The organism is Pseudomonas sp. 43mfcvi1.1, assembly GCF_900115935.1.
Lineage (GTDB): Bacteria > Pseudomonadota > Gammaproteobacteria > Pseudomonadales > Pseudomonadaceae > Aquipseudomonas > Aquipseudomonas bijieensis.
Genome location: NZ_UETT01000005.1, coordinates 232,564 through 253,731 on the forward strand (window position 1 = coordinate 232,564; position 21,168 = coordinate 253,731).

Below are 21,168 nucleotides of genomic sequence, written 5' to 3' on the forward strand. Positions count from 1 at the left end.
ATGGCTCACAGGTACGCGGCGTTGGCCGCTTCGAGGCGGCCCTGGGCGCGCAGGATCAGTTCACAGAATTCGCGGGCCGCACCTTCGCCGCCGCGCGCCGTGGTGACGCCGTGGGCATGCTCGCGTACGAAGCTGGCCGCGTTGGCGACCGCCATGCCCAGGCCGACCCGGCGAATCACCGGCAGGTCTGGCAGGTCGTCACCGAGGTAGGCCACCTGTTCATAGCTTAGGTTGAGTTGCCCCAGAAGCTCGTCCAGCACCACCAGTTTGTCTTCGCGCCCCTGGTAAAGATGCGGGATACCGAGGTTCTTCGCGCGTCGCTCGACCACCGGGGTCTTGCGGCCGCTGATGATAGCGGTCTGCACGCCAGCGGCCATCAACATCTTGATGCCTTGGCCGTCGAGGGTGTTGAACGTCTTGAACTCGCTGCCGTCTTCGAGGAAGTACAGGCGTCCGTCGGTCAGTACGCCGTCCACATCGAAAACCGCCAGCTTGATGGCTTTGCCGCGTTGCAACAGGTCTGTGTTCATTTACATGACTCCGGCACGCAGCAGATCGTGCATGTTCAGGGCGCCCACCGGACGGTCTTCGTCGTCGACGACCACCAGGGCGCTGATCTTGTGGTCTTCCATGATTTTCAGGGCCTCGGCGGCGAGCATCTCGGCGCGGGCGGTCTTGCCGTGGGGCGTCATGACTTGCTCGATGGTCGCGCTGTGGATGTCGATGGTGCGGTCCAGGGTGCGGCGCAGGTCGCCGTCGGTAAAGATCCCGGCGAGCTTGCCGTCGGCCTCCAGGATAACGGTCATGCCCAGTCCCTTGCGGGTCATCTCCATGAGCGCGTCCTTGAGCAGCGTGCCGCGCAGCACCTGCGGCAACTCCTCGCCGGCGTGCATCACGTTTTCGACTTTCAGCAGCAGGCGACGGCCAAGGGCGCCACCGGGATGGGAGAAAGCGAAGTCTTCGGCGGTGAAGCCCCGGGCTTCCAGCAGCGCCACGGCCAGGGCATCGCCCATGACCAGGGCGGCGGTAGTGGAGGAGGTCGGTGCCAGGTTCAACGGGCAGGCTTCGTGTTCGACATGGACATTGAGATTCACTTCGGCGGCCTTGGCCAGCGGCGAGTCCGGGTTGCCGGTGATGCTGATCAACTGGATGCCCAGGCGCTTGATCAGCGGCAGCAGGGTGATGATCTCATTGGTGGAGCCGGAGTTGGACAGGGCCAGGATGATGTCGTCCCGGGTGATCATGCCCATGTCCCCGTGGCTGGCTTCGGCCGGATGGACAAAAAAAGCCGTGGTGCCGGTACTGGCGAGCGTGGCGGCGATCTTGTTGCCGATGTGCCCGGACTTGCCCATGCCGACCACGACCACGCGGCCCTTGCTGGCCAGAATCATCTCGCAGGCGCGTACGAAATCAGCGTCGATATGGGGCAGCAAGCCTTGCACGGCTTCGAGCTCGAGGCGGATGGTACGTTGTGCCGATTGAATCAGGTCGCTGGATTGGCTCATGTCAGAAATCGTATAGCCCGATGAAAAGGCGGCGATTATAGCGGCAATGAACAATTCCCTCACGTAAGTTCGTCATGCTTTGTTCGAGGAGCCGCAATGTTCGACATAAAATGTAGCTTTTTACCTTAAGCCAGGCTTAACGGACGGGGAGGTGGCCTTGGGCGCTTGGCTGTTGCAGTGATATAGTTCGCCGCCGGTTCGCACGCCCGGCGGTACCGGCGCTTGTCGGCTGCCAGGGCATTCGAATGTGAGGCTGCATCGCAAGGAGTTTAGATGAGTGCCGACAACGCCTACGCGGTCGAGCTGAAGGGACTGTCCTTCAAGCGAGGGACGCGCAGCATTTTCAATGACATCGATATTCGCATTCCGCGCGGCAAGGTCACCGGCATCATGGGGCCTTCCGGGTGTGGCAAGACCACGCTGCTGAGGTTGATGGGCGCACAACTGCGGCCCAGCGCCGGCGAAGTCTGGGTCAATGGTCAGAATCTTCCCGAGTTGTCTCGCAGCGACCTGTTCGATGCGCGCAAGCACATGGGCGTGCTGTTCCAGAGTGGCGCGCTGTTTACCGATCTCGACGTATTCGAGAACGTGGCGTTCCCGCTGCGGGTCCATACCGACCTGCCGGAAGAGATGATCCGCGACATCGTGCTGCTCAAGTTGCAGGCAGTCGGGCTGCGGGGTGCCCTCGACCTGATGCCCGACGAGCTGTCCGGTGGCATGAAGCGTCGGGTCGCGCTGGCGCGGGCGATTGCCCTCGATCCGAAGATCCTCATGTACGACGAACCCTTTGTCGGCCAGGACCCGATCGCCATGGGTGTGCTCGTGCGCCTGATCCGCCTGCTCAACGATGCGCTGGGCATCACCAGTATCGTGGTCTCCCACGACCTGGCCGAAACCGCGAGCATCGCGGACTACATCTATGTGGTCGGCGATGGCCAGGTGCTGGGGCAGGGCACGCCGCAGGAACTGGCGGATTCGGACAACCCGCGTATTCGCCAATTCATGAAGGGTGATCCGGACGGGCCCGTGGCGTTCCATTTTCCGGCCACGGATTACCGTACCGATCTGTTGGGGAAGCGCTGATGCGCAAGAAATCGCTATTGGAAAGAATTCGCCTGTTCGGCCGCTCCGGCATCGACGTGGTGGCGGTACTGGGCCGTTCTTCGTTGTTCCTGATGCACGCCTTGCTCGGTCGCAACTCGACGGGCGGCGGCTTTGGCCTGCTGGTCAAGCAGTTGCACTCGGTGGGGGTGATGTCCCTGGTGATTATCGTGGTCTCCGGGATCTTCATCGGCATGGTGCTGGCGCTGCAGGGCTTCAGCATCTTGTCCAGCTACGGTTCGGAGCAAGCGGTCGGGCAGATGGTGGCGCTGACGCTGCTGCGTGAGCTCGGCCCCGTGGTGACCGCGCTGTTGTTCGCCGGGCGTGCCGGTTCGGCGCTGACGGCTGAAATCGGTAACATGAAGTCCACCGAGCAGTTGTCCAGCCTGGAAATGATCGGTGTCGACCCGCTCAAGTACATCATCGCCCCTCGCCTGTGGGCCGGCTTCATTTCCCTGCCGGTGCTGGCGATGATTTTCAGCGTCGTGGGGATCTGGGGCGGCTCGTGGGTGGCCGTCGACTGGCTGGGGGTCTATGAAGGATCCTACTGGGCCAACATGCAAAACAGCGTCGACTTTCTCGACGATGTCCTCAATGGCGTGATCAAAAGTGCCGTATTCGCTTTCGTCGTGACCTGGATCGCCGTGTTTCAAGGCTATGACTGTGAGCCCACGTCAGAGGGGATCAGCCGTGCCACAACCAAGACCGTGGTGTACGCCTCGCTGGCGGTCCTGGGCCTTGACTTTATTCTGACCGCCTTGATGTTTGGAGATTTCTGATGCAAAACCGCACCCTGGAAATCGGTGTCGGCCTTTTCTTGCTGGCTGGCATCCTGGCTTTGCTGTTGCTGGCCCTGCGGGTCAGTGGACTGGCGCCGACGGCAAGCACCGATACTTATAAACTTTACGCAAACTTTGACAATATCGCCGGTTTGACGGTCAGAGCCAAGGTGACCATGGCCGGTGTCACTATCGGCAAGGTCACGGCAATCGATCTGAATCGCGAGGATTTCACCGGGCGGGTAACGCTGCAGCTGGAAAAGCGCGTGGATAACCTGCCGACTGACTCCACTGCATCTATCCTCACGGCTGGGCTGCTGGGTGAAAAATACATTGGCATCAGCGTGGGTGGGGAAGACACCGTGCTCAAGGACGGTGGCGTCATCCACGACACGCAGTCGTCCCTGGTGCTCGAGGACCTGATCGGTAAATTCCTGCTCAATACCGTTAGCAAAGACGCCAAATGAGGAGCTTTTGAATGATCTCTATCTTGCGACGTGGCCTGTTGGTGTTGCTCGCGGCGCTGCCGTTGATGGCTAACGCCGTGGCGGCGCCTTCGGCCCATGACATCATCCAGGACACGACCACCCGGCTGTTGGCGGACCTTGCCGCCAACAAAGAGAAATACAAGCAGGACCCAAGCGCGTTCTATGACGCCCTCAACGGCATTGTCGGCCCGGTGGTCGACGCCGATGGCATCTCCAAGAGCATCATGACCGTCAAGTACTCGCGCAAGGCAACCCCGGCGCAGATGACCCGCTTCCAGGAGAACTTCAAGCGCAGCCTGATGCAGTTCTATGGCAATGCCTTGCTTGAATACAACAACCAGGGCATCACCGTTTCGCCGGCCAAGGACGAAAGCGGTACCCGCACCAGTGTCGACATGCAGGTCAAGGGCAACAACGGCGCGATCTATCCTGTGTCCTACACGCTCGAGAAAATCAACGACGAGTGGAAAGTGCGCAACGTGATCATCAATGGCATCAATATCGGCAAGCTGTTCCGTGATCAGTTCGCCGACGCGATGCAGCGCAATGGCAATGACCTGGACAAGACCATCAACGGTTGGGCCGGTGAGGTCGCCAAGGCCAAGGAAGTGGCTGAAGATGCCCAAGAGAAGCAGGCACAATGATCGAGTCGGTGAGTGAGTCGGCCGTTCGTCTGGGCGGGACTGGTGAGCTGTTGCTCAGTGGCGTGCTGGATTACCGCACCGGCCCGGCCCTGCGCAAGCAGGGCCAGGCGCTGATCAAGTCCGTCAGTGCCGCCGAGGTGGTCATTGACTGCTCGGCGGTGCAGAAGTCCAGCAGCGTCGGCTTGTCGCTGCTGCTGTGCTTCATGCGCGACGCCAAGGCTGCCGGAAAAACGTGGAGCATCCGTGGGATGCCCGAAGACATGCGCGAAATAGCCCAGGTCAGCGAATTGACCGAGTTGTTGGCGCACCCCTGACCCACATCGTTGGAAAAGTCCCCCCGTCAGAGTCCTGCTTCGCGGGGTTCGCAGGCGCGGGGCTTTTTTGTATGATGTGCGACCCGCGCGCACAGGGCGCCGATTGAGGTTGAGCATGCAGGCTGTAGAAGTGAAGAGCTTCCTTGAAGGAAAGCTGCCTGGTACGCAGGTGGAAGTTGAAGGCGAAGGCTGCAACTTCCAGTTGAACGTGATCAGCGATGAACTGGCGGCATTGAGCCCAGTGAAGCGTCAGCAGAGCATCTATGCCCATTTGAACCCATGGATCGCCGATGGCAGCATCCACGCGGTCACGATGAAATTTTTCAGCAGCGCGGCCTGGGCCGAGCGCACCTGAGCCCAAGGGCCTCGAGATTCTTATGGATAAACTGATTATTACCGGCGGCGTTCGTCTTGATGGCGAAATCCGTATTTCCGGGGCAAAGAACTCCGCCCTGCCGATCCTCGCCGCAACCTTGCTGTGCGATGGCCCGGTGACCGTGGCCAACCTGCCGCACCTGCACGACATCACCACGATGATCGAGCTGTTCGGCCGCATGGGCATCGAGCCGGTGATCGACGAGAAGCTCAGCGTCGAGATCGACCCGCGCACCATCAAGACCCTGGTCGCCCCGTACGAACTGGTGAAAACCATGCGTGCGTCGATCCTGGTATTGGGCCCGATGGTCGCCCGTTTCGGTGAAGCCGAAGTCGCCTTGCCTGGCGGTTGCGCCATTGGCTCGCGTCCGGTGGACCTGCACATTCGCGGCCTTGAAGCCATGGGCGCGGTGATTGACGTCGAAGGCGGCTACATCAAGGCCAAGGCGCCGGAAGGCGGCTTGCGCGGCGCGCACTTCTTCTTCGATACCGTCAGCGTGACCGGTACCGAGAACATCATGATGGCCGCCGCACTGGCCAAGGGCCGCAGCGTACTTCAAAACGCCGCCCGCGAGCCTGAAGTGGTCGACCTGGCGAACTTCCTGATCGCCATGGGCGCCAAGATCAGCGGTGCCGGCACCGACACCATCACCATCGATGGCGTCGAGCGCCTGCATTCGGCCACCTACAAAGTGATGCCCGACCGGATCGAAACCGGTACCTACCTGGTAGCCGCCGCCGTCACCGGTGGCCGCGTCAAGGTCAAGGACACCGATCCGACCATCCTCGAAGCCGTCCTGGAAAAACTCAAGGAAGCCGGTGCCGAAGTCACCTGCGGTGAAGACTGGATCGAAGTGAACATGCACGGCAAGCGGCCAAAAGCCGTCAACGTGCGGACCGCTCCGTACCCGGCGTTCCCGACCGACATGCAGGCGCAGTTCATCTCCCTCAACGCCATTGCCGAAGGCACGGGCGCAGTGATCGAGACGATCTTCGAAAACCGCTTCATGCACGTCTACGAACTGCATCGCATGGGTGCCAAGATCCAGGTCGAAGGCAACACTGCCATCGTTACCGGTACCGAGAAGCTCAAGGGCGCGCCCGTCATGGCCACCGACCTTCGGGCCTCGGCCAGCCTGGTCATCTCGGCCCTGATTGCCGAAGGCGATACCCTGATCGACCGCATCTACCACATCGACCGTGGTTACGAGTGCATCGAAGAAAAACTGCAGATGCTCGGCGCCAAGATCCGCCGCGTACCGGGCTAGTCCCGGCTGCATGGGCACAAGGATGTGCCTGTTGAATAGTTTCAAATCGAGGGTGTTTGCACCCTCGATGTGTGTCCGGCGCCGCTTGCGACCGGGCATGAGTACCTTGATAAGGACTGACGTTTCCCATGTTGACCATCGCACTGTCCAAGGGCCGCATCCTTGACGACACCCTGCCGCTTCTGGCTGAAGCGGGCATCGTGCCGACCGAGAATCCGGACAAGAGCCGCAAGCTGATCATCCCCACGACCCAGGCCGATGTGCGCTTGCTGATCGTGCGTGCCACCGATGTGCCGACCTACGTGGAACATGGCGCCGCCGACCTGGGCGTTGCCGGCAAGGACGTGTTGATGGAATACGGCGGCCAGGGCCTGTACGAGCCCCTGGATCTGCGGATCGCCCGTTGCAAGCTGATGACCGCCGGTAAAGTCGGCGCGCCGGAGCCCAAGGGGCGTTTGCGCGTGGCGACCAAGTTCGTCAACATTGCCAAGCGTTACTACGCCGAGCAGGGCCGCCAGGTCGATATCATCAAGTTGTACGGTTCGATGGAGCTGGCGCCGCTGATCGGCCTGGCGGACAAGATCATCGACGTGGTCGACACCGGTAACACCCTGCGGGCCAACGGTCTGGAACCCCAGGATTTCATCGCTGACATCACCTCCCGGCTGATCGTCAACAAGGCTTCGATGAAAATGCAGCATGCCCGTATCCAGGCTCTGATCGATACCCTGCGCAAGGCAGTGGAATCGCGACACCGCGGCTGATTCACCTGCGCGACCTTGAGTCGCGCCCGTCTATCCGTGTCATAGCCAATTTTCTCAGGTGCCCACGCGAATGGACTGGTAGCTTAGGGCGCCTGAGCATTTGCCATTAATGAGGCCCTCGCTATGACCGCTCCCACTTCGATTCGCCGACTCAACGCTGCCGACCCGGATTTCGCACATCATCTGGATCATCTGCTGAGCTGGGAAAGTGTGTCTGACGACTCGGTCAATCAGCGGGTGCTGGACATCATCAAGGCCGTGCGCGAGCGTGGCGATGCCGCTTTGGTGGAATTCACCCAGAAATTCGATGGCCTGCAAGTGGCGTCCATGGCCGACCTGATCCTGCCGCGCGAGCGCCTGGAACTGGCCCTGACCCGGATCACCGTGCCCCAGCGCGAAGCCCTGGAAAAAGCCGCATCGCGGGTGCGCGACTACCACGAGAGGCAGAAACAGGACTCCTGGAGCTACACCGAAGCCGACGGCACGGTGCTGGGCCAGAAGGTCACGCCGCTGGACCGCGCCGGCCTGTACGTGCCGGGTGGCAAGGCGTCCTACCCGTCCTCGGTGTTGATGAACGCCATCCCGGCCAAGGTTGCCGGCGTGACCGAAGTGGTCATGGTCGTCCCGACCCCGCGCGGTGAAATCAACGAGCTGGTGCTGGCCGCCGCTTGCATCGCTGGCGTGGACCGGGTGTTCACCATCGGCGGCGCCCAGGCCGTGGCTGCGCTGGCCTATGGCACCGAAAGCGTGCCACGGGTCGACAAGGTGGTCGGGCCGGGCAATATCTATGTCGCCACCGCCAAGCGTCACGTGTTTGGCCAGGTCGGCATCGACATGATCGCCGGGCCTTCGGAAATTCTCGTCGTATGCGACGGCCAGACCGACCCGGACTGGATCGCCATGGACCTGTTTTCCCAGGCCGAGCACGACGAAGACGCCCAGGCGATCCTGGTCAGCCCGGACGCCGAGTTCCTCGACAAGGTGGCTGCCAGTATCGATAAGTTGCTGCCGACCATGGACCGTGCCGAAATCATCAACACCTCGATCAATGGCCGTGGTGCGCTGATCAAGGTCGATGACATGGCGCAGGCCATCGAGGTCGCCAACCGCATCGCGCCGGAACACCTGGAGCTGTCGGTCGCCGACCCGCAGGCCTGGCTGCCGCAGATCCGCCACGCCGGTGCGATCTTCATGGGCCGCCACACGAGCGAAGCCCTGGGCGACTACTGCGCAGGTCCCAACCACGTATTGCCGACGTCCGGCACCGCGCGCTTCTCGTCGCCGCTGGGGGTGTATGACTTCCAGAAGCGTTCGTCGATCATCTTCTGTTCCGAACAGGGCGCGTCCGAACTGGGCAAGACCGCTTCGGTGCTAGCCCGTGGCGAATCGCTGAGTGCCCACGCCCGCAGCGCCGAGTACCGCATTCTTGATGAGAACACCATTGACGGGCAGGGGAACTGAAATGAGTAAATTCTGGAGCCCGTTCGTCAAGAACCTGGTGCCTTACGTACCGGGTGAACAGCCGAAGCTGACTCGCCTGGTCAAGCTCAACACCAACGAGAACCCCTACGGCCCATCGCCCAAGGCCTTGGCGGCGATGCAGACCGAGCTGAACGACAACCTGCGCCTGTATCCGGATCCCAACAGCGACCTGCTGAAAAACGCCGTGGCCCGGTATTACGGGGTGCAGAGCAACCAGGTGTTCCTGGGCAACGGCTCGGATGAAGTGCTGGCGCACATCTTTCACGGCCTGTTACAGCACGACCAGCCGCTGTTGTTCCCGGACATCAGCTACAGCTTCTATCCGGTGTATTGCGGGCTGTACGGCATCAAGTTCGATGCGGTGCCGCTGGATGAGCAATTCCAGATCGACCCGGCCGACTACGCCAAGCCCAACGGCGGGATCATCTTCCCCAACCCGAACGCGCCGACCGGCTGCCTGCTGGCGCTGGAAGCGGTCGAGCAAATCCTCAAGGCCAGCCCGGATTCGGTGGTGGTGGTCGACGAGGCCTATATCGACTTCGGCGGCGAAACGGCCATCAGCCTGGTGGACCGTTATCCGAACCTGCTGGTGACCCAGACCTTGTCCAAGTCCCGCTCCCTGGCGGGGCTGCGAGTGGGCCTGGCGGTGGGGCATCCGGACCTGATCGAAGCGCTGGAGCGGATCAAGAACAGCTTCAACTCCTACCCGCTGGATCGCCTGGCGAATGTCGGCGGCGCGGCGGCGTTCGATGATCGTGAGTATTTCGAGCGGACCTGCCAGTTGGTCATCGAGCACCGTGAATGGGTCGTGGCGCAACTGCAAGCCAAGGGTTTTGAAGTGCTGCCCTCGGCGGCCAACTTCATCTTCGCCCGCCACCCTGGGCACGATGCGGCAGGGTTGGCGGCGAAACTGCGGGAGCAGGGCGTGATCGTGCGGCACTTCAAGCAGGAGCGGATTGCCCAGTTCCTGCGGATCAGCATCGGCACACCGGAGCAGAACCAGGCCCTGATCGAAGCCCTCGGCGAACTCTAGAGTCCTGCATTGAACCTGTGGGAGTCTGTGGGAGCAAAGCTTGCTCGCGATAGTGTGTCAGTCACCTCAATGTTGGCTGATCTGACGCTATCGCGAGCAAGCTTTGCTCCCACAGTTTTTTGGGTGTTAGCAAGGTCGGAATTCCACCGCAAATCCTCTGTGGGAGCGGGCTTGCTCGCGAAGGCGGTTTATCAGTCAGTCTCTATGTGGCTGACCTGACGCTATCGCGAGCGGGCTCGCTCCCACAGTTGTTTTGGGGTGTTCACAAGATCGGCATTCCACCGCCAATCCCCCTGTGGGAGCGGGCTTGCTCGCGAAGGCGGTGTGTCAGTCACCTCAATGTCGGCTGACCTGACGCTATCGCGAGCAAGCTTTGCTCCCACAGTTGTTTTGGGGTGTTCGCAAGGTCGACATTCCACCGCAAATCCCCTGTGGGAGCGGGCTTGCTCGCGAAGGCGGTGTGTCAGTCACCTCAATGTCGGCTGACCTGACGCTATCGCGAGCAAGCTTTGCTCCCACAGTTTTTTGGGGGGGTAGCAAGGTTGGAATTCCACCGCAAATCCCCTGTGGGAGCGAGCCTGCTCGCGATGAGGCCTTTGGATCAGACCCTGAACTGATTGATCAACCGCCGCTGCTGCTCTGCCAGTTTGGTCAGCCCGGCGCTGGCCGCGCTGGACTCGTCGGCACCGCTGGCCACTTCGTTCGCCACTTGCCCGATGTTGATCACGTTGCGGTTGATATCATCGGCGACGGCGCTTTGTTCTTCGGCGGCGCTGGCGATCTGGGTGTTCATGTCGTTGATCACCGACACGGCCTGGGTGATCGTTTCCAGGGCCTGGGCCGCTTTCGCCGCATGCTGCACGCTTTCATCGGTACGGTGCTGGCTATCTTCCATCACGCGCACCACGTCCCGGGTGCCTTGTTGCAACTGTTGGATCATCGCCTGGATTTCTTCGGTCGCCTGCTGCGTCTTCTGTGCCAGGTTGCGCACTTCATCGGCGACCACCGCGAAGCCACGGCCCTGTTCACCGGCCCGTGCGGCTTCGATGGCGGCGTTGAGGGCCAGCAGGTTGGTCTGCTCGGCGATCCCACGGATGGCGGTGAGGATCGCGTTGATGTTCTCGCTGTCCTTGGCCAGGGTCTGCACCACACCCACTGCCTTACCGATTTCCACGGCCAGGGCACCGATGGAAGTGGAGGTGTCCCGCACGATCTGCATGCCCTGGCTGGCGGCCTGGTCTGCATGACTGGCGGCCTGGGCGGCTTGGGTCGCGTTGCGGGCCACGTCCTGGGCGGTAGTGGTCATTTCGTGCACGGCAGTGGCGACCTGATCGATCTCAGACATCTGCTTGTGCACGCCCTGGTTGGTGCGGATCGCGATATCGGCCGTGTGCTCCGATGAGTCGCTGACGCTCTGCACCGAAGTCACCACCTGGGTGATCATGCCCTGCAATTTGCTCAGGAACGTGTTGAAGCCCCTGGCGATCGCTCCCAGTTCATCGGCGCGGTCGCTGACCAGGCGCCGGGTCAGGTCGCCTTCGCCCTGGGCGATGTCATCGAGCATCGCCACCATTTGCTTGAGTGGCCGGGCAATGCCGTGGCCCACCAGCCAGATCACCAGCAGACCGATGCCGGCAATCACCAGGCCCACCATCGCCATGCCGAAGATATCGGCCTGGCGCTGATGGTCGAGGTCTTTTTGCAGGGCTTGCAGGTCGGCCATGACCGCATTCAGCGGCAGTTGCAGCATCAACGTCCAGCGGGCGTTGGTCTCGCCGATGCCGAACGGCATGTACACCTCGATATGCCCGTGTTCTTCGTCGATGTCATAGCGCACCTCGCCAATGCCAAGCTTGGCGAGGTTATCCAGTTCACTGGCATCCAGCAGGTCGCTGGCCTTTTCCCCGAGTTTGCTCGGGTCCTTGGTGAAGGCCACCAGCCGGTTGTTGCTCGAGAGCAAGGCCATTTCCCCGGCGCCGTCGTACAGCTTGCCGTCGGCGGCCACGAGCATGTCCTGGATGAAGTTCACCGACAGGTCGGCACCGACGATGCCCTGGAACTTGCCATCGATCATGATCGGTTCGATGAACGAGGCGAGCATGGTCATCGTGTTGCCAACGCGATAGGGCGCCGGGTCGATCACGCAGGCTTTCTTGCTGTCCTGGGAGCACAGGTAGTACTCACTGGCGCGGATGCCGGTGGAGAGCAGTTTCTGGTCGGTCACGTCGGCGAGTTTTTCCAGGCCCAGGGAGCCGTCCTGGTTACGAAACCACCACGGCAGGAAACGCCCGTTGGTTTCCATGCCCAACACCTGACTGTTCACATAATTGGCGTCATCGTGGTCGATGGCATTCGGCTCCCAGGCGATGTAGGCGCCGAGGATCTTCGGGTTACGTACCACGGTTTCGCGCAACAGGCTGATCATTTGCTCGCGGGGCACCTTCAATTGCGGGTTGCCGTCCGCGCCGTTCATGCCCATCAAGGCGTTGCTGGTGGCCAGGCCACGGGCGAGCAACAGCGGCGCTTCCAGTTCCCGCTGGATCAGGCTGGCCTGGGTGCGCGCCAAGGCACTGAGGCGTTGTTCGATGAGTTGTTCGAACTGCGCCGTGGTTCGCTGTTGCACCATCTCTTGGGTGCGGGCGCCGGCAAACAGTGCGTACAGCACAAGGGCGCCGACCACGCTGAGCACGATGGCACCGGCCAGGGCGGCCACGGAAAACTGGATCGATCTGAATTTCATAAAGGCTCCGGACGCGGAAATGACGTCTGGAGTCTTTATCGGCGTTTCTGTGGCGCGGCATGAGGCGCTGTTCGTCGGTTGACTGTTTTAGCTGCGTGGGTGTCGCAAATGAACTGGGTAGGCCCTGTCCGAAAAATCTGTAATCGCTCGTTGTGTATCTGGCGCCGATACAAATCAAGGCCTAGGATACGCCCACGTTTCCAGGGAGCTTCTTTTACATGAACAAGACATTGATGGTGAGTGCTCTGAGCGCGGCTCTGCTGCTCGCCGGTTGCCAGTCGGTCAATACCACCAGCGGCGGAGCCGTGGGCGTGGAGCGCAAGCAGTATATGTTCAGCATGCTGTCGACCGAGCAGGTCAACCAGATGTACGCCCAGTCCTACCAAAAGACGATGGGTGAGGCGAGCGCCCAGGGCGCGCTGGACAAGACCAGCAACGATGCCAAGCGCATCCAGGTCATTGCCGACCGCTTGATTGCCCAGGCACCGGTGTTCCGCCCGGATTCGGCGCAGTGGAATTGGGAAGTGAACCTGATCAAGAGCGATGAACTCAACGCCAATTGCGGCCCTGGCGGCAAGATCATGTTCTACACCGGCCTGATCGACCAGTTGAAGCTGACCGACGCTGAGATTGCCGCGATCATGGGCCACGAAATCGCCCACGCCCTGCGCGAGCACGGGCGCGAAGCGATGTCCAAGGCCTATGGCATCGAGATGGCCAAGCAGGGCGCTGGCGCCTTGTTCGGCCTGGGCCAGGACAGCCTGGCGTTGGCCGACACCGTCGCCAACTACGGTATGACCTTGCCCAACAGCCGTGGCAACGAGAACGAAGCCGACCTGATCGGCCTCGAACTGGCTGCCCGCGCCGGCTACGACCCGAACGCCGCGATCACCTTGTGGAACAAGATGGCCAAGGCCTCGGAAGGCGCGCCGCCGGAGTTCATGAGTACCCACCCTTCGTCGAGCAGCCGTATCGCTTCGTTGCAGGCGGCGATTCCGAAGGTGATGCCGCTGTATCAGCAGGCCAAGAAGTAAGCATTGTTGTGGGAGCAAAGCTTGCTCGCGACAGGGGTGACGCAGACGTCAATCAGACCGCGTCATCGTTTATCGCGAGCAAGCTATGCTCCCACAGTTATCCTCAGCCCAAGGTGTGACACAGGGTCAAACCCACCCACTACTCTGCATCGCCTTGTACACCGCCACGATCGCCAGGACGAAGAATGCCGAGGCGGCCAGGCGGCGGATCAAGGTAAGGGGTAGTTTCTCGGCGGCGAAGTTGCCGGCCAGGACCACCGGCACGTTGGCGATCAACATGCCCACCGTGGTACCGATGATCACCAGCCACAACTCCGGGTATTGCGCAGCGAGCATCACCGTGGCGATCTGCGTCTTGTCGCCGATTTCCGCCAGGAAGAACGCAATCAGCGTGGTCAGGAACGGTCCGAACTTACGGGCCGTGTTCGTTTCTTCATCGTCCAGCTTGTCGGGGACCAGGGTCCACAGTGCCGTGGCCGTGAAGCTTGCTGCCAGTATCCAGTGCAAGACCGCGTCGGAGAAAAAACCGCTGACCCAGGCGCCGACCGCGCCGGCTGCCGCATGGTTGGCGAGTGTCGCGGCAACGATGCCGGCGATGATTGGCCAGGGTTTGCGAAAGCGAGCCGCCAGGATGAGCGCGAGCAATTGCGTCTTGTCGCCGATTTCGGCCAACGCAACGATAGCGGTAGGTACGAGGAGTGAGTCCAGCATCAGGAGTTCCTAAAGGGGCGGGTCGACACGGCTATGACACGTACAGCCTTCCCGCCCCGGGTAAGGTGTGCGTGTCATAGGTCTTGTCAAACCCAGCGACCATCTGCGTGGACGCTTGGGCCGCATACGCCATGGTCTGCTGACCAAGTATGTTGACGTATGCCGGGCGAGCATGGCGCTCGCGGGAGACTACTCCCCTAGGACGGAGCGGATTCTGCCTAGGCAAATCCGATTGGGCAAGTGCTGTTTCTTAAAAATGCTTCAGCCGCGCTTGGCCCGGTAGATGCGAAAGCCTTGGCCTTCGGCCTTGATCGCACACACGCCCAGATGCTCTTCGATCAACGGCTGGTACTTGAGGAAATTGTTCGCCACCAACCGAAGTTCGCCGCCATTTTTCAGATGTTTGGCTGCTTTTCGTAGCAGGTTTTCCGTGGCGTGGTAATCGGTGTGCACGCCGACATGGAACGGTGGATTGCTCAGGATCGCGCTCAAGCCCATGGGAGCGGCGTCGATGCCGTCACCGGTCAGCACCTCGGCTTCCAGGCCATTGGCGGCCAGGGTCAGGCGACTGCTGGCGGCGGCGAACGCGTCCACGTCCAATAGGGTGACGGTGTTGTGTGGATAGCGACGCTTGACCGCCGCCCCCAGTACCCCGGCACCGCAACCGAAGTCGAGCAAATGCCCGCTGGGCAGTTTATCCAGATGTTCCAGCAGCAGCGCACTGCCGCGATCCAGGCGACCGTGGCTGAACACCCCCGGCAGGCTGATGACCTTCAACGGGCCTTCGGCCAGGGGCAGCTCGTAGGTCTGGGCCAGGCTTTCCAGAGGCTTGGCCTCGGGCGCGTTGGCGACCGTGACTTGCCACAGTTGGCAGTGCCGGGCGCTGTCGAGCTTGCGTGGCTTGCCGAACGGGTTGAGCTGCTTGGACGCACCTTCGATGCCGCTGCGCTTTTCCCCCACCAGGTACACCTCGCGCCCGGCCAGGCGCGCGGCCACGGCATTGAGGAGGTAGTCGGTGAGGTCCTTGGCCTTGGGCAGGAACACCACGGCGGTGTCGAACCCCAGCTCGGGGACGTTCACGCCAAAGTGGCTGCGCCCGGGGAAACGAGTGTCCAGCGCTGCCTGATCGCCGGCATGCCAGCACCAGCCATGGGCCTCTGGCAAACGGCCGAGCAGGTCGTCGGCGGGCAGGCCGGCCAACAACACCGAGCCCTGGAATAACTCGGCCTGACGAAGCAGTACTTCACTGCGCGGATCCATGGTCTGCTCCTTGAAAAAAAGTGCGGCAGTTTATCAACTGACGACACGCCGCGCTGTACCGCTGAAAAAGCCCTGGGCGTTTTCGCTCATTTGGCCGACGATCCTTTGCCGCGCCTCGCGGCTGCCCCAGGCGTTGTGCGGTGTGACGATCAACCGAGGAATATCGCTGGCCAGCAGCGGGTTGCCTTGGACCGGTGGCTCCACGCTGAGCACGTCGGTGGCGGCGCCGCCCAAGTGACCGCTGCGCAGCGCCTCGGCCAAGGCCTGTTCGTCGATCAGACCACCGCGGGCGGTATTGACCACGAACGCACCCGGCTTGAGCTGCGCCAGCTCGCGGGCGCCGATGAAGTTCCGGGTGTGTTCGTTGAGCGGGCAGTGCAGGGTCAGGGCATCGATTTGCGGCAACAACTGCTCCAGCGGCAAGCGGTCGGGGCGAGGCGGGCGCCCGGGGATCTGCCCCAGCAACACGCGCATGCCAAAGGCTTCGGCCAGCCGCCCGACGGCGCTGCCCAGTTCGCCATGGCCCAGCAGACCCAGGGTCTTGCCTTCCAGTTCGACAATCGGATAGTCCAGCAGGCAGAACTGCGAAGCCTGCTGCCAGCGACCTTCGCCCACCGCTTTTTGATAATCGGCCAGGCGCGTCGCCAGGTTCAGCAACAGCATGATCGTATGCTGGGCCACCGACGGTGTGCCGTAGCCCTGGCAATTGCACACCGTGATGCCGTGGCGGCGGGCGGCTTCCAAGTCGACGTTATTGGTGCCAGTGGCACTGATCAGGATCAGCTTCAGTTCGGGGCTGGCCGCCATGGCCTGGGCATCGATCACGATCTTGTTGGTGATCGCCACCGTGGCGCCCTTGAGCCGCTCGATGACCTGATCCGGCGTGGTCCGGGCGAACAGTTGCAGGTCGCTGAAGCAACTGCGCAGCGGGCCCAGGTCCAGGTCGCCGAGGTCCAGGGAAGGGTGGTCGAGGAAAACGGCGCGGGCGGTGTTCGTCATCAGCTGTACCTTTTATCTCAAGAATCGAAGGCGTAATGTGGCGAGCCTATCAGATGCGTTACAGCCATGGCTTGGCCCGAATGTTGGGGCCTATGAAGAACTTTGTGGCGAGGGGATAAATCCCCTCGCCACAGATTCATTTGCTACACAATGATGTTTGTTTTGAGATTCGAGCTAGCCAAGGAGCGCCACCATGTACCTCACCGAATTCCTCACCGTCGCCCTGATCCACCTGCTCGCCGTTGCCAGCCCCGGGCCGGATTTTGCCGTGGTGGTACGTGAAAGCGTGACCCATGGCCGGCGCGCCGGCACCTGGACGGCGCTGGGCGTCGGCACGGCGATTTTCCTGCATGTGGGCTATTCGTTGCTGGGCATCGGCCTGATCGTGTCGCAATCGATCGTGCTGTTCAACGCGCTGAAGTGGGCCGCCGCCGCGTACCTGCTGTACATCGGCTTCAAGGCACTGCGGGCGCAACCGGCCAAGCCGGCCGAGGAAAACCTGCACAAGGAAGTCGGTGAACGGACCGCCCGTGGCGCGTTCATTTCGGGCTTCGTCACCAATGGCCTGAATCCCAAGGCGACGCTGTTTTTCCTGTCGCTGTTCACTGTGGTGATCAACCCCCATACGCCATTGGCGATCCAGGCCGGTTACGGCGTGTACCTGGCGGTCGCCACGGCCGTCTGGTTCTGCCTGGTGGCGCTGCTGTTCAGCCAGCAACGGGTGCGCGCCGGTTTCGCGCGCATGGGTCACTGGTTCGACCGGACCATGGGCGCGGTGCTCGTCGCCATTGGAGTGAAGCTGGCGTTTACCGAGGCGCACTGACCGTTTCGGTCTTTCCTTTGATCGCACCACGCGAATGTGGGGTGATCAATGCCGTTGGCGGACGTAATCCAGGAAGGCGTCGATGTTGTCATTGCACAGCAGTGGCGACACCGCCTTGACCTCTTCCATCGGCCATTCCCACCAGGCCGACTCAAGCAGGGCCTGACGCACCGGCTCCTCGAAACGCCAGCGAATGAATCGGCACGGATTGCCACCCACCATGGCGTAAGGCTCGACATCGCGTATCACCACCGCGCCGGCCGCGACCACGGCGCCATGGCCGATGGTCACGCCCGACAGGATCATCGCTTCAGCGCAGATCCAGCAGTCGCTGCCAATCACCACGTCGCCTTTGGTCGAGTAGCTACCAGGAATATCCCGGGCTTCGTCGATCATCCGCGGGAATGGAAACGTGCTGACCCAGTCGGTGCGATGCCCACCGCCCAACAGGATCTTCACCCCTTCGGCGATCGACGTATAAGAGCCGACCTTGAGGACCGTGTCGTCGCCGAACTCCATCACCTCGGGAATGCCATACGTACCCACCCCAACCTGGTATTTCGGATAGCGCAGGCGGATTTTTTCCGGCGCTCGTTCGAGTTTTTCCAGGCGCTTGAGGTGCTTTCGTACTTTGCGCTCCTTGAATTTCTGCAAGAACTTCATGATTTGGTCCTTGTCATCGGCAATCGCAAGACCAGCCGCCTGAGGCGCTTGAAGCTGGTTTTGTTCCAGTGGCGCCAGGGGATGCTGCGCAACAGTTGCCAGGCTTCTTTACGGTCTTCGACCACGGCGTACTTCAGTGCTTTGTGCACCAGTACCGTGCGGGCCGACTCGTAGCCTGGGTGGTCCCGATAGGGCTCGATGGCCTGCAGGTCCGTCTTGAGCATCAAGCGGTATTTTCTCGACAGGTTATTGGGGTGGCGCCGATAGCGCGTGACGCAGATCGGTAGTTCATGGATTTCATAACCCTGGTGGGCGATCCGCAGGGTGATCTGGAAATCCTGGACCCTTAGCTGCGGATCATAAAAACCGGCGTCCCGCAGGGCACTCATACGGTACAGGGCCGTGGGCGCGCCGATGACGGCGGCGTTGCGCAGCAGGTCATCGAAGGTATGTACCTGGAGGTGATCGTGCTGTTGCTCCTTGATGGTCCGGCCTTCGCTGTCCATGTAGACGATCAGCGCGCCGACGCAGCCCACCTGCGGATGTTCGTCCAGGTAGTGGGCGCGGACCCGGATCGAATGGGGCAACATCACGTCGTCAAGGTCCGGGGTCGCTACGTACGTGCCCTTGGCATACTTCAGCCCGTGGTTGAGCGCCGCGCTCACGCCCTGGTTCTCCTGGGCGTAGAGCTGGAAATCGTAGGTTTGCTGCAACTGCCGGAGCATGGCGAGGCTGTCGTCGGTGGAGCCGTCGTCGACCACGATGACCTCAATGTTCGGGTAATCCTGGGCAAAGAGGCTGTGGATCGCTTCTTCCAGGTATTTTCCGGCGTTGTAGCAGGGGGCCACGATCGACACAAGCGGCGCGCCCTGAGGCACGGTGGCCTGGGAAGAGGTCGGTTCGGTGTTCATTATTTTCTGTCAAAAAGTGGTGGCATGCTGGGCACCTGCCAGGGCATTTCCCCCACAGGCTTTTGTAACAAGCGTGACACCTATGCTCGCTGTTGGATCCCGTTCTGACAAGGTTTGGTTACGCAATGCTTGCGAAACCCGGGGGGAAGATGGCTCAAGGCTAGTATTTGCGCGCGAATCAAATCATTCCTTTGGCTGATTTGATCCGTGTATAAGCGCTCTAGAGTGCTTGCTTCCAGCCAAGACCGTGCAGTCAGAAAAGGGACTCTTATGTTGCAGACTCGCGTTATTCCTCCAGCCGAAGGCGCCTATCAATACCCGCTGCTGATCAAGCGGCTGCTGATGTCCGGCACGCGTTACGAGAAAACCCGCGAGATCATCTACCGTGACCAGTTGCGCTACAGCTATCCGACGTTGATAGAGCGGGTCGCGCGGTTGGCCAATGTGCTGACCGAAGCCGGGGTCAAGGCCGGTGATACCGTGGCGGTGATGGACTGGGACAGCCATCGCTACCTGGAGTGCATGTTCGCGATCCCGATGATCGGCGCGGTGATCCACACCATCAATGTGCGCCTGTCACCGGAGCAGATCGTCTACACCATGAACCACGCCGAGGACCGCTTCGTGCTGGTCAACAGCGAGTTCGTCGGCTTGTACCAGGCGATTGCCGGGCACCTGACCACGGTGGACAAGACCCTGCTGCTGACCGACCTGCCGGAAAAAACCGCTGACCTGCCGAACCTGGTGGGTGAATACGAGCAACTGCTGGCCGCCGCCGCCCCCACCTACGACTTCCAGGATTTCGACGAAAACTCCGTCGCCACCACGTTCTACACCACCGGCACCACGGGCAACCCCAAGGGCGTGTATTTCACCCATCGGCAACTGGTGCTGCACACCATGGGCGTGGCGACCATCATGGGCTCCATCGACAGCGTGCGGCTGCTGGGCACCAACGACGTGTACATGCCCATTACGCCGATGTTCCATGTCCACGCCTGGGGCTTGCCGTACGTGGCGACCATGCTCGGGCTCAAGCAGGTCTACCCGGGTCGCTACGACCCCGAATTCCTGGTCCAACTGTGGCGCAAGGAAAAGGTCACCTTTTCCCATTGCGTGCCGACCATCCTGCAGATGGTCCTCAATGCCAAGGGCGCCCAGGACACCGATTTCGGCGGCTGGAAAATCGTCATCGGTGGCAGCGCGCTGAACCGCAGCCTGTACGAAGCGGCCAAGGCCCGGGGCATCCAGCTCACCGCCGCCTATGGCATGTCGGAAACCGGCCCGCTGGTGTCCTGCGCCCACCTCAACGACGAGTTGATGGCCGGCAGCGAGGACGAACGCACCACCTACCGGATCAAGGCCGGCGTGCCGGGGCCATTGGTGGAAGCGGCGATCGTCGACAGCGAGGGCCGCTTCCTGCCGGCCGACGGCGAGACCCAGGGCGAACTGGTGCTGCGCGCGCCGTGGCTCACCGAGGGTTACTTCAACGAGCCGCAGAAGGGCGCCGAGCTCTGGGCCGGCGGCTGGCTGCACACCGGTGACGTCGCCACGCTGGACAACATGGGCTTCATCGACATCCGTGACCGCATCAAGGACGTGATCAAGACCGGTGGCGAATGGATCTCCTCCCTGGACCTTGAGGACCTCATCAGCCGTCACGCGGCGGTACGCGAAGTAGCAGTGGTCGGCATTCCCGATCCGCAGTGGGGTGAGCGGCCGTTTGCCTTGCTGGTGATTCGCGAAGGGCATCAGATCGGGGCTCGTGAGCTCAAGGAACATCTCAAGCCGTTCGTCGAGCTGGGGCATTTGAGCAAGTGGGCGATCCCGAGCCAGATCGCCCTTGTTACTGAAATTCCCAAGACCAGCGTCGGCAAGCTCGACAAGAAGCGTATCCGCGTCGACATCACCGAATGGCAGAGCAACAACAGCACCTTCCTGTCCACGCTTTAGGCCTTTTTGCCGTGCCCGAAAGGGCACGGCAGCCCCACCAAGCAAGCGCTTGCCTTGTCAAACCGCAAATTTCAGCCATCCTTGCCGTGCCGGCATCTGTCGGCCTGGCGAAAGGACTGTTCCAGAGTGGTCGAGGGCTGCAAATCACACTTTAGAGGGATCAAGCCGTACTACCTGCTGGCTATAGTCCGCTCACGGATTCTCAAGAACGGGGCGCACGCACGAAAGGGCGATGCGACCTTGATGGATGTCGGGACGCTGCCGCTCCCAGCCATCGAGGTGTTCTTGAAATGTCCACTGCCATAACAATAATGCACATGG

The 21,168-nt window shown here is 61.5% G+C and carries 21 protein-coding genes, 1 pseudogene and 1 riboswitch; of the genes and pseudogenes, 13 read left to right on the forward strand and 9 right to left on the reverse strand.

All coding sequences use genetic code 11. The annotated features are described in order from the left end of the window. Positions 1 to 5 precede the first annotated feature (5 nt). Both DTP52_RS11955 and DTP52_RS11960 read right to left on the reverse strand, forming a co-directional pair. A complete protein-coding gene (locus DTP52_RS11955) occupies positions 6 to 530 on the reverse strand; it encodes an HAD family hydrolase (protein WP_109753554.1) in 525 nt (174 codons plus the stop codon). Beyond that, positions 531 to 1,505, reverse strand: a complete 975-nt coding sequence (locus DTP52_RS11960; RefSeq protein ID WP_109753555.1) for a KpsF/GutQ family sugar-phosphate isomerase — start codon at positions 1,503 to 1,505, stop codon at positions 531 to 533. 273 nt (positions 1,506 to 1,778) lie between these two features. Between DTP52_RS11960 and DTP52_RS11965 the strand changes: the two genes are divergently transcribed. The 10 genes from DTP52_RS11965 (at position 1,779) to hisC (ending at position 9,753) form a co-directional block, all read left to right on the forward strand. After that, the gene (locus tag DTP52_RS11965) at positions 1,779 to 2,588 is read left to right on the forward strand and encodes an ATP-binding cassette domain-containing protein (RefSeq protein WP_024618943.1); all 810 of its coding nucleotides are present in this window, start codon (positions 1,779 to 1,781) and stop codon (positions 2,586 to 2,588) included. Beyond that, positions 2,588 to 3,385, forward strand: coding sequence for a lipid asymmetry maintenance ABC transporter permease subunit MlaE (gene mlaE, locus DTP52_RS11970; RefSeq protein ID WP_079302654.1), 798 nt, complete (start codon positions 2,588 to 2,590; stop codon positions 3,383 to 3,385). The genes DTP52_RS11965 and mlaE overlap by 1 nt, the downstream gene beginning before the upstream one ends. Continuing rightward, positions 3,385 to 3,852, forward strand: coding sequence for an outer membrane lipid asymmetry maintenance protein MlaD (gene mlaD / locus DTP52_RS11975; protein ID WP_003178020.1), 468 nt, complete (start codon positions 3,385 to 3,387; stop codon positions 3,850 to 3,852). Before mlaE ends, mlaD begins: the two co-directional genes overlap by 1 nt. An 11-nt stretch (positions 3,853 to 3,863) precedes the next feature. Continuing rightward, positions 3,864 to 4,517 (forward strand): phospholipid-binding protein MlaC, encoded by a 654-nt coding sequence (locus tag DTP52_RS11980; protein ID WP_109753556.1) that lies wholly within the window; start codon positions 3,864 to 3,866, stop codon positions 4,515 to 4,517. 8 nt (positions 4,518 to 4,525) lie between these two features. Beyond that, on the forward strand, positions 4,526 to 4,831 hold the full coding sequence (locus DTP52_RS11985; RefSeq protein ID WP_109753720.1) for a lipid asymmetry maintenance protein MlaB: 306 nt from the start codon (positions 4,526 to 4,528) through the stop codon (positions 4,829 to 4,831). Between the two features lie 115 nt (positions 4,832 to 4,946). After that, positions 4,947 to 5,186, forward strand: a complete 240-nt coding sequence (locus tag DTP52_RS11990; protein WP_007953556.1) for a BolA family protein — start codon at positions 4,947 to 4,949, stop codon at positions 5,184 to 5,186. A gap of 22 nt (positions 5,187 to 5,208) precedes the next feature. Continuing rightward, positions 5,209 to 6,474, forward strand: a complete 1,266-nt coding sequence (murA, locus tag DTP52_RS11995; RefSeq protein WP_041020860.1) for a UDP-N-acetylglucosamine 1-carboxyvinyltransferase — start codon at positions 5,209 to 5,211, stop codon at positions 6,472 to 6,474. A gap of 128 nt (positions 6,475 to 6,602) precedes the next feature. Further along, positions 6,603 to 7,238 (forward strand): ATP phosphoribosyltransferase, encoded by a 636-nt coding sequence (hisG, locus tag DTP52_RS12000; protein ID WP_047228656.1) that lies wholly within the window; start codon positions 6,603 to 6,605, stop codon positions 7,236 to 7,238. A gap of 123 nt (positions 7,239 to 7,361) precedes the next feature. Beyond that, positions 7,362 to 8,699, forward strand: a complete 1,338-nt coding sequence (gene hisD / locus DTP52_RS12005; RefSeq protein WP_109753557.1) for a histidinol dehydrogenase — start codon at positions 7,362 to 7,364, stop codon at positions 8,697 to 8,699. A 1-nt stretch (position 8,700) separates the two neighbouring features. Continuing rightward, positions 8,701 to 9,753 (forward strand): histidinol-phosphate transaminase, encoded by a 1,053-nt coding sequence (gene hisC, locus DTP52_RS12010; protein WP_109753558.1) that lies wholly within the window; start codon positions 8,701 to 8,703, stop codon positions 9,751 to 9,753. A gap of 601 nt (positions 9,754 to 10,354) precedes the next feature. Here hisC and DTP52_RS31610 read toward each other — a convergent pair. Both DTP52_RS31610 and DTP52_RS31615 read right to left on the reverse strand, forming a co-directional pair. Further along, a complete protein-coding gene (locus DTP52_RS31610) occupies positions 10,355 to 11,197 on the reverse strand; it encodes a methyl-accepting chemotaxis protein (RefSeq protein WP_371925589.1) in 843 nt (280 codons plus the stop codon). Between the two features lie 15 nt (positions 11,198 to 11,212). Then, a pseudogene (locus tag DTP52_RS31615) lies at positions 11,213 to 12,493 on the reverse strand (HAMP domain-containing protein); the annotation flags it as partial. A 218-nt stretch (positions 12,494 to 12,711) separates the two neighbouring features. On the opposite strand from DTP52_RS31615, the gene DTP52_RS12020 reads away from it, so the two are divergent. Further along, positions 12,712 to 13,527, forward strand: coding sequence for a M48 family metallopeptidase (locus tag DTP52_RS12020; RefSeq protein ID WP_109753560.1), 816 nt, complete (start codon positions 12,712 to 12,714; stop codon positions 13,525 to 13,527). A gap of 126 nt (positions 13,528 to 13,653) precedes the next feature. On the opposite strand, the gene DTP52_RS12025 is transcribed toward DTP52_RS12020, so the two are convergent. From DTP52_RS12025 to DTP52_RS12035, 3 genes are all read right to left on the reverse strand, one after another. Then, positions 13,654 to 14,238 (reverse strand): TMEM165/GDT1 family protein, encoded by a 585-nt coding sequence (locus tag DTP52_RS12025; protein WP_109753561.1) that lies wholly within the window; start codon positions 14,236 to 14,238, stop codon positions 13,654 to 13,656. Between the two features lie 89 nt (positions 14,239 to 14,327). Further along, positions 14,328 to 14,448, reverse strand: a riboswitch (yybP-ykoY riboswitch). Positions 14,449 to 14,499: 51 nt separating this feature from the next. Then, the gene (locus tag DTP52_RS12030) at positions 14,500 to 15,498 is read right to left on the reverse strand and encodes a class I SAM-dependent methyltransferase (RefSeq protein ID WP_109753562.1); all 999 of its coding nucleotides are present in this window, start codon (positions 15,496 to 15,498) and stop codon (positions 14,500 to 14,502) included. A 33-nt stretch (positions 15,499 to 15,531) separates the two neighbouring features. Next, on the reverse strand, positions 15,532 to 16,497 hold the full coding sequence (locus tag DTP52_RS12035; RefSeq protein WP_109753563.1) for a 2-hydroxyacid dehydrogenase: 966 nt from the start codon (positions 16,495 to 16,497) through the stop codon (positions 15,532 to 15,534). 193 nt (positions 16,498 to 16,690) lie between these two features. Here DTP52_RS12035 and DTP52_RS12040 point away from each other — a divergent pair, with 193 nt between their 5' ends. Continuing rightward, positions 16,691 to 17,320, forward strand: coding sequence for a LysE family translocator (locus DTP52_RS12040; protein WP_060739142.1), 630 nt, complete (start codon positions 16,691 to 16,693; stop codon positions 17,318 to 17,320). 45 nt (positions 17,321 to 17,365) lie between these two features. On the opposite strand, the gene DTP52_RS12045 is transcribed toward DTP52_RS12040, so the two are convergent. Both DTP52_RS12045 and DTP52_RS12050 read right to left on the reverse strand, forming a co-directional pair. Next, a complete protein-coding gene (locus DTP52_RS12045; RefSeq protein WP_109753564.1) occupies positions 17,366 to 17,983 on the reverse strand; it encodes a CatB-related O-acetyltransferase in 618 nt (205 codons plus the stop codon). Next, entirely contained in the window at positions 17,980 to 18,894 is a 915-nt protein-coding gene (locus tag DTP52_RS12050) for a glycosyltransferase family 2 protein (protein WP_109753565.1), read from the reverse strand. Before DTP52_RS12050 ends, DTP52_RS12045 begins: the two co-directional genes overlap by 4 nt. A gap of 270 nt (positions 18,895 to 19,164) precedes the next feature. Between DTP52_RS12050 and DTP52_RS12055 the strand changes: the two genes are divergently transcribed. Then, entirely contained in the window at positions 19,165 to 20,847 is a 1,683-nt protein-coding gene (locus DTP52_RS12055; protein WP_109753566.1) for a fatty acid--CoA ligase, read from the forward strand. The last annotated feature ends 321 nt before the right edge of the window (positions 20,848 to 21,168 follow it).

Coding starts and splice junctions, on each gene's coding strand:
- mlaD (WP_003178020.1), top strand. CDS start 3,385: ATGCAAAACCGCACCCTGGAAATCGGTGTCGGCCTTTTCTTGCTGGCT.
- hisG (WP_047228656.1), top strand. CDS start 6,603: ATGTTGACCATCGCACTGTCCAAGGGCCGCATCCTTGACGACACCCTG.
- DTP52_RS12025 (WP_109753561.1), bottom strand. CDS start 14,238: ATGCTGGACTCACTCCTCGTACCTACCGCTATCGTTGCGTTGGCCGAA.
- murA (WP_041020860.1), top strand. CDS start 5,209: ATGGATAAACTGATTATTACCGGCGGCGTTCGTCTTGATGGCGAAATC.
- DTP52_RS11980 (WP_109753556.1), top strand. CDS start 3,864: ATGATCTCTATCTTGCGACGTGGCCTGTTGGTGTTGCTCGCGGCGCTG.
- DTP52_RS12040 (WP_060739142.1), top strand. CDS start 16,691: ATGTACCTCACCGAATTCCTCACCGTCGCCCTGATCCACCTGCTCGCC.
- DTP52_RS11990 (WP_007953556.1), top strand. CDS start 4,947: ATGCAGGCTGTAGAAGTGAAGAGCTTCCTTGAAGGAAAGCTGCCTGGT.
- DTP52_RS12030 (WP_109753562.1), bottom strand. CDS start 15,498: ATGGATCCGCGCAGTGAAGTACTGCTTCGTCAGGCCGAGTTATTCCAG.
- hisD (WP_109753557.1), top strand. CDS start 7,362: ATGACCGCTCCCACTTCGATTCGCCGACTCAACGCTGCCGACCCGGAT.
- DTP52_RS12055 (WP_109753566.1), top strand. CDS start 19,165: ATGTTGCAGACTCGCGTTATTCCTCCAGCCGAAGGCGCCTATCAATAC.
- DTP52_RS31610 (WP_371925589.1), bottom strand. CDS start 11,197: ATGATCACCCAGGTGGTGACTTCGGTGCAGAGCGTCAGCGACTCATCG.
- DTP52_RS12035 (WP_109753563.1), bottom strand. CDS start 16,497: ATGACGAACACCGCCCGCGCCGTTTTCCTCGACCACCCTTCCCTGGAC.
- DTP52_RS12045 (WP_109753564.1), bottom strand. CDS start 17,983: ATGAAGTTCTTGCAGAAATTCAAGGAGCGCAAAGTACGAAAGCACCTC.
- DTP52_RS11960 (WP_109753555.1), bottom strand. CDS start 1,505: ATGAGCCAATCCAGCGACCTGATTCAATCGGCACAACGTACCATCCGC.
- DTP52_RS11955 (WP_109753554.1), bottom strand. CDS start 530: ATGAACACAGACCTGTTGCAACGCGGCAAAGCCATCAAGCTGGCGGTT.
- hisC (WP_109753558.1), top strand. CDS start 8,701: ATGAGTAAATTCTGGAGCCCGTTCGTCAAGAACCTGGTGCCTTACGTA.
- DTP52_RS12020 (WP_109753560.1), top strand. CDS start 12,712: ATGAACAAGACATTGATGGTGAGTGCTCTGAGCGCGGCTCTGCTGCTC.
- DTP52_RS11965 (WP_024618943.1), top strand. CDS start 1,779: ATGAGTGCCGACAACGCCTACGCGGTCGAGCTGAAGGGACTGTCCTTC.
- mlaE (WP_079302654.1), top strand. CDS start 2,588: ATGCGCAAGAAATCGCTATTGGAAAGAATTCGCCTGTTCGGCCGCTCC.
- DTP52_RS12050 (WP_109753565.1), bottom strand. CDS start 18,894: ATGAACACCGAACCGACCTCTTCCCAGGCCACCGTGCCTCAGGGCGCG.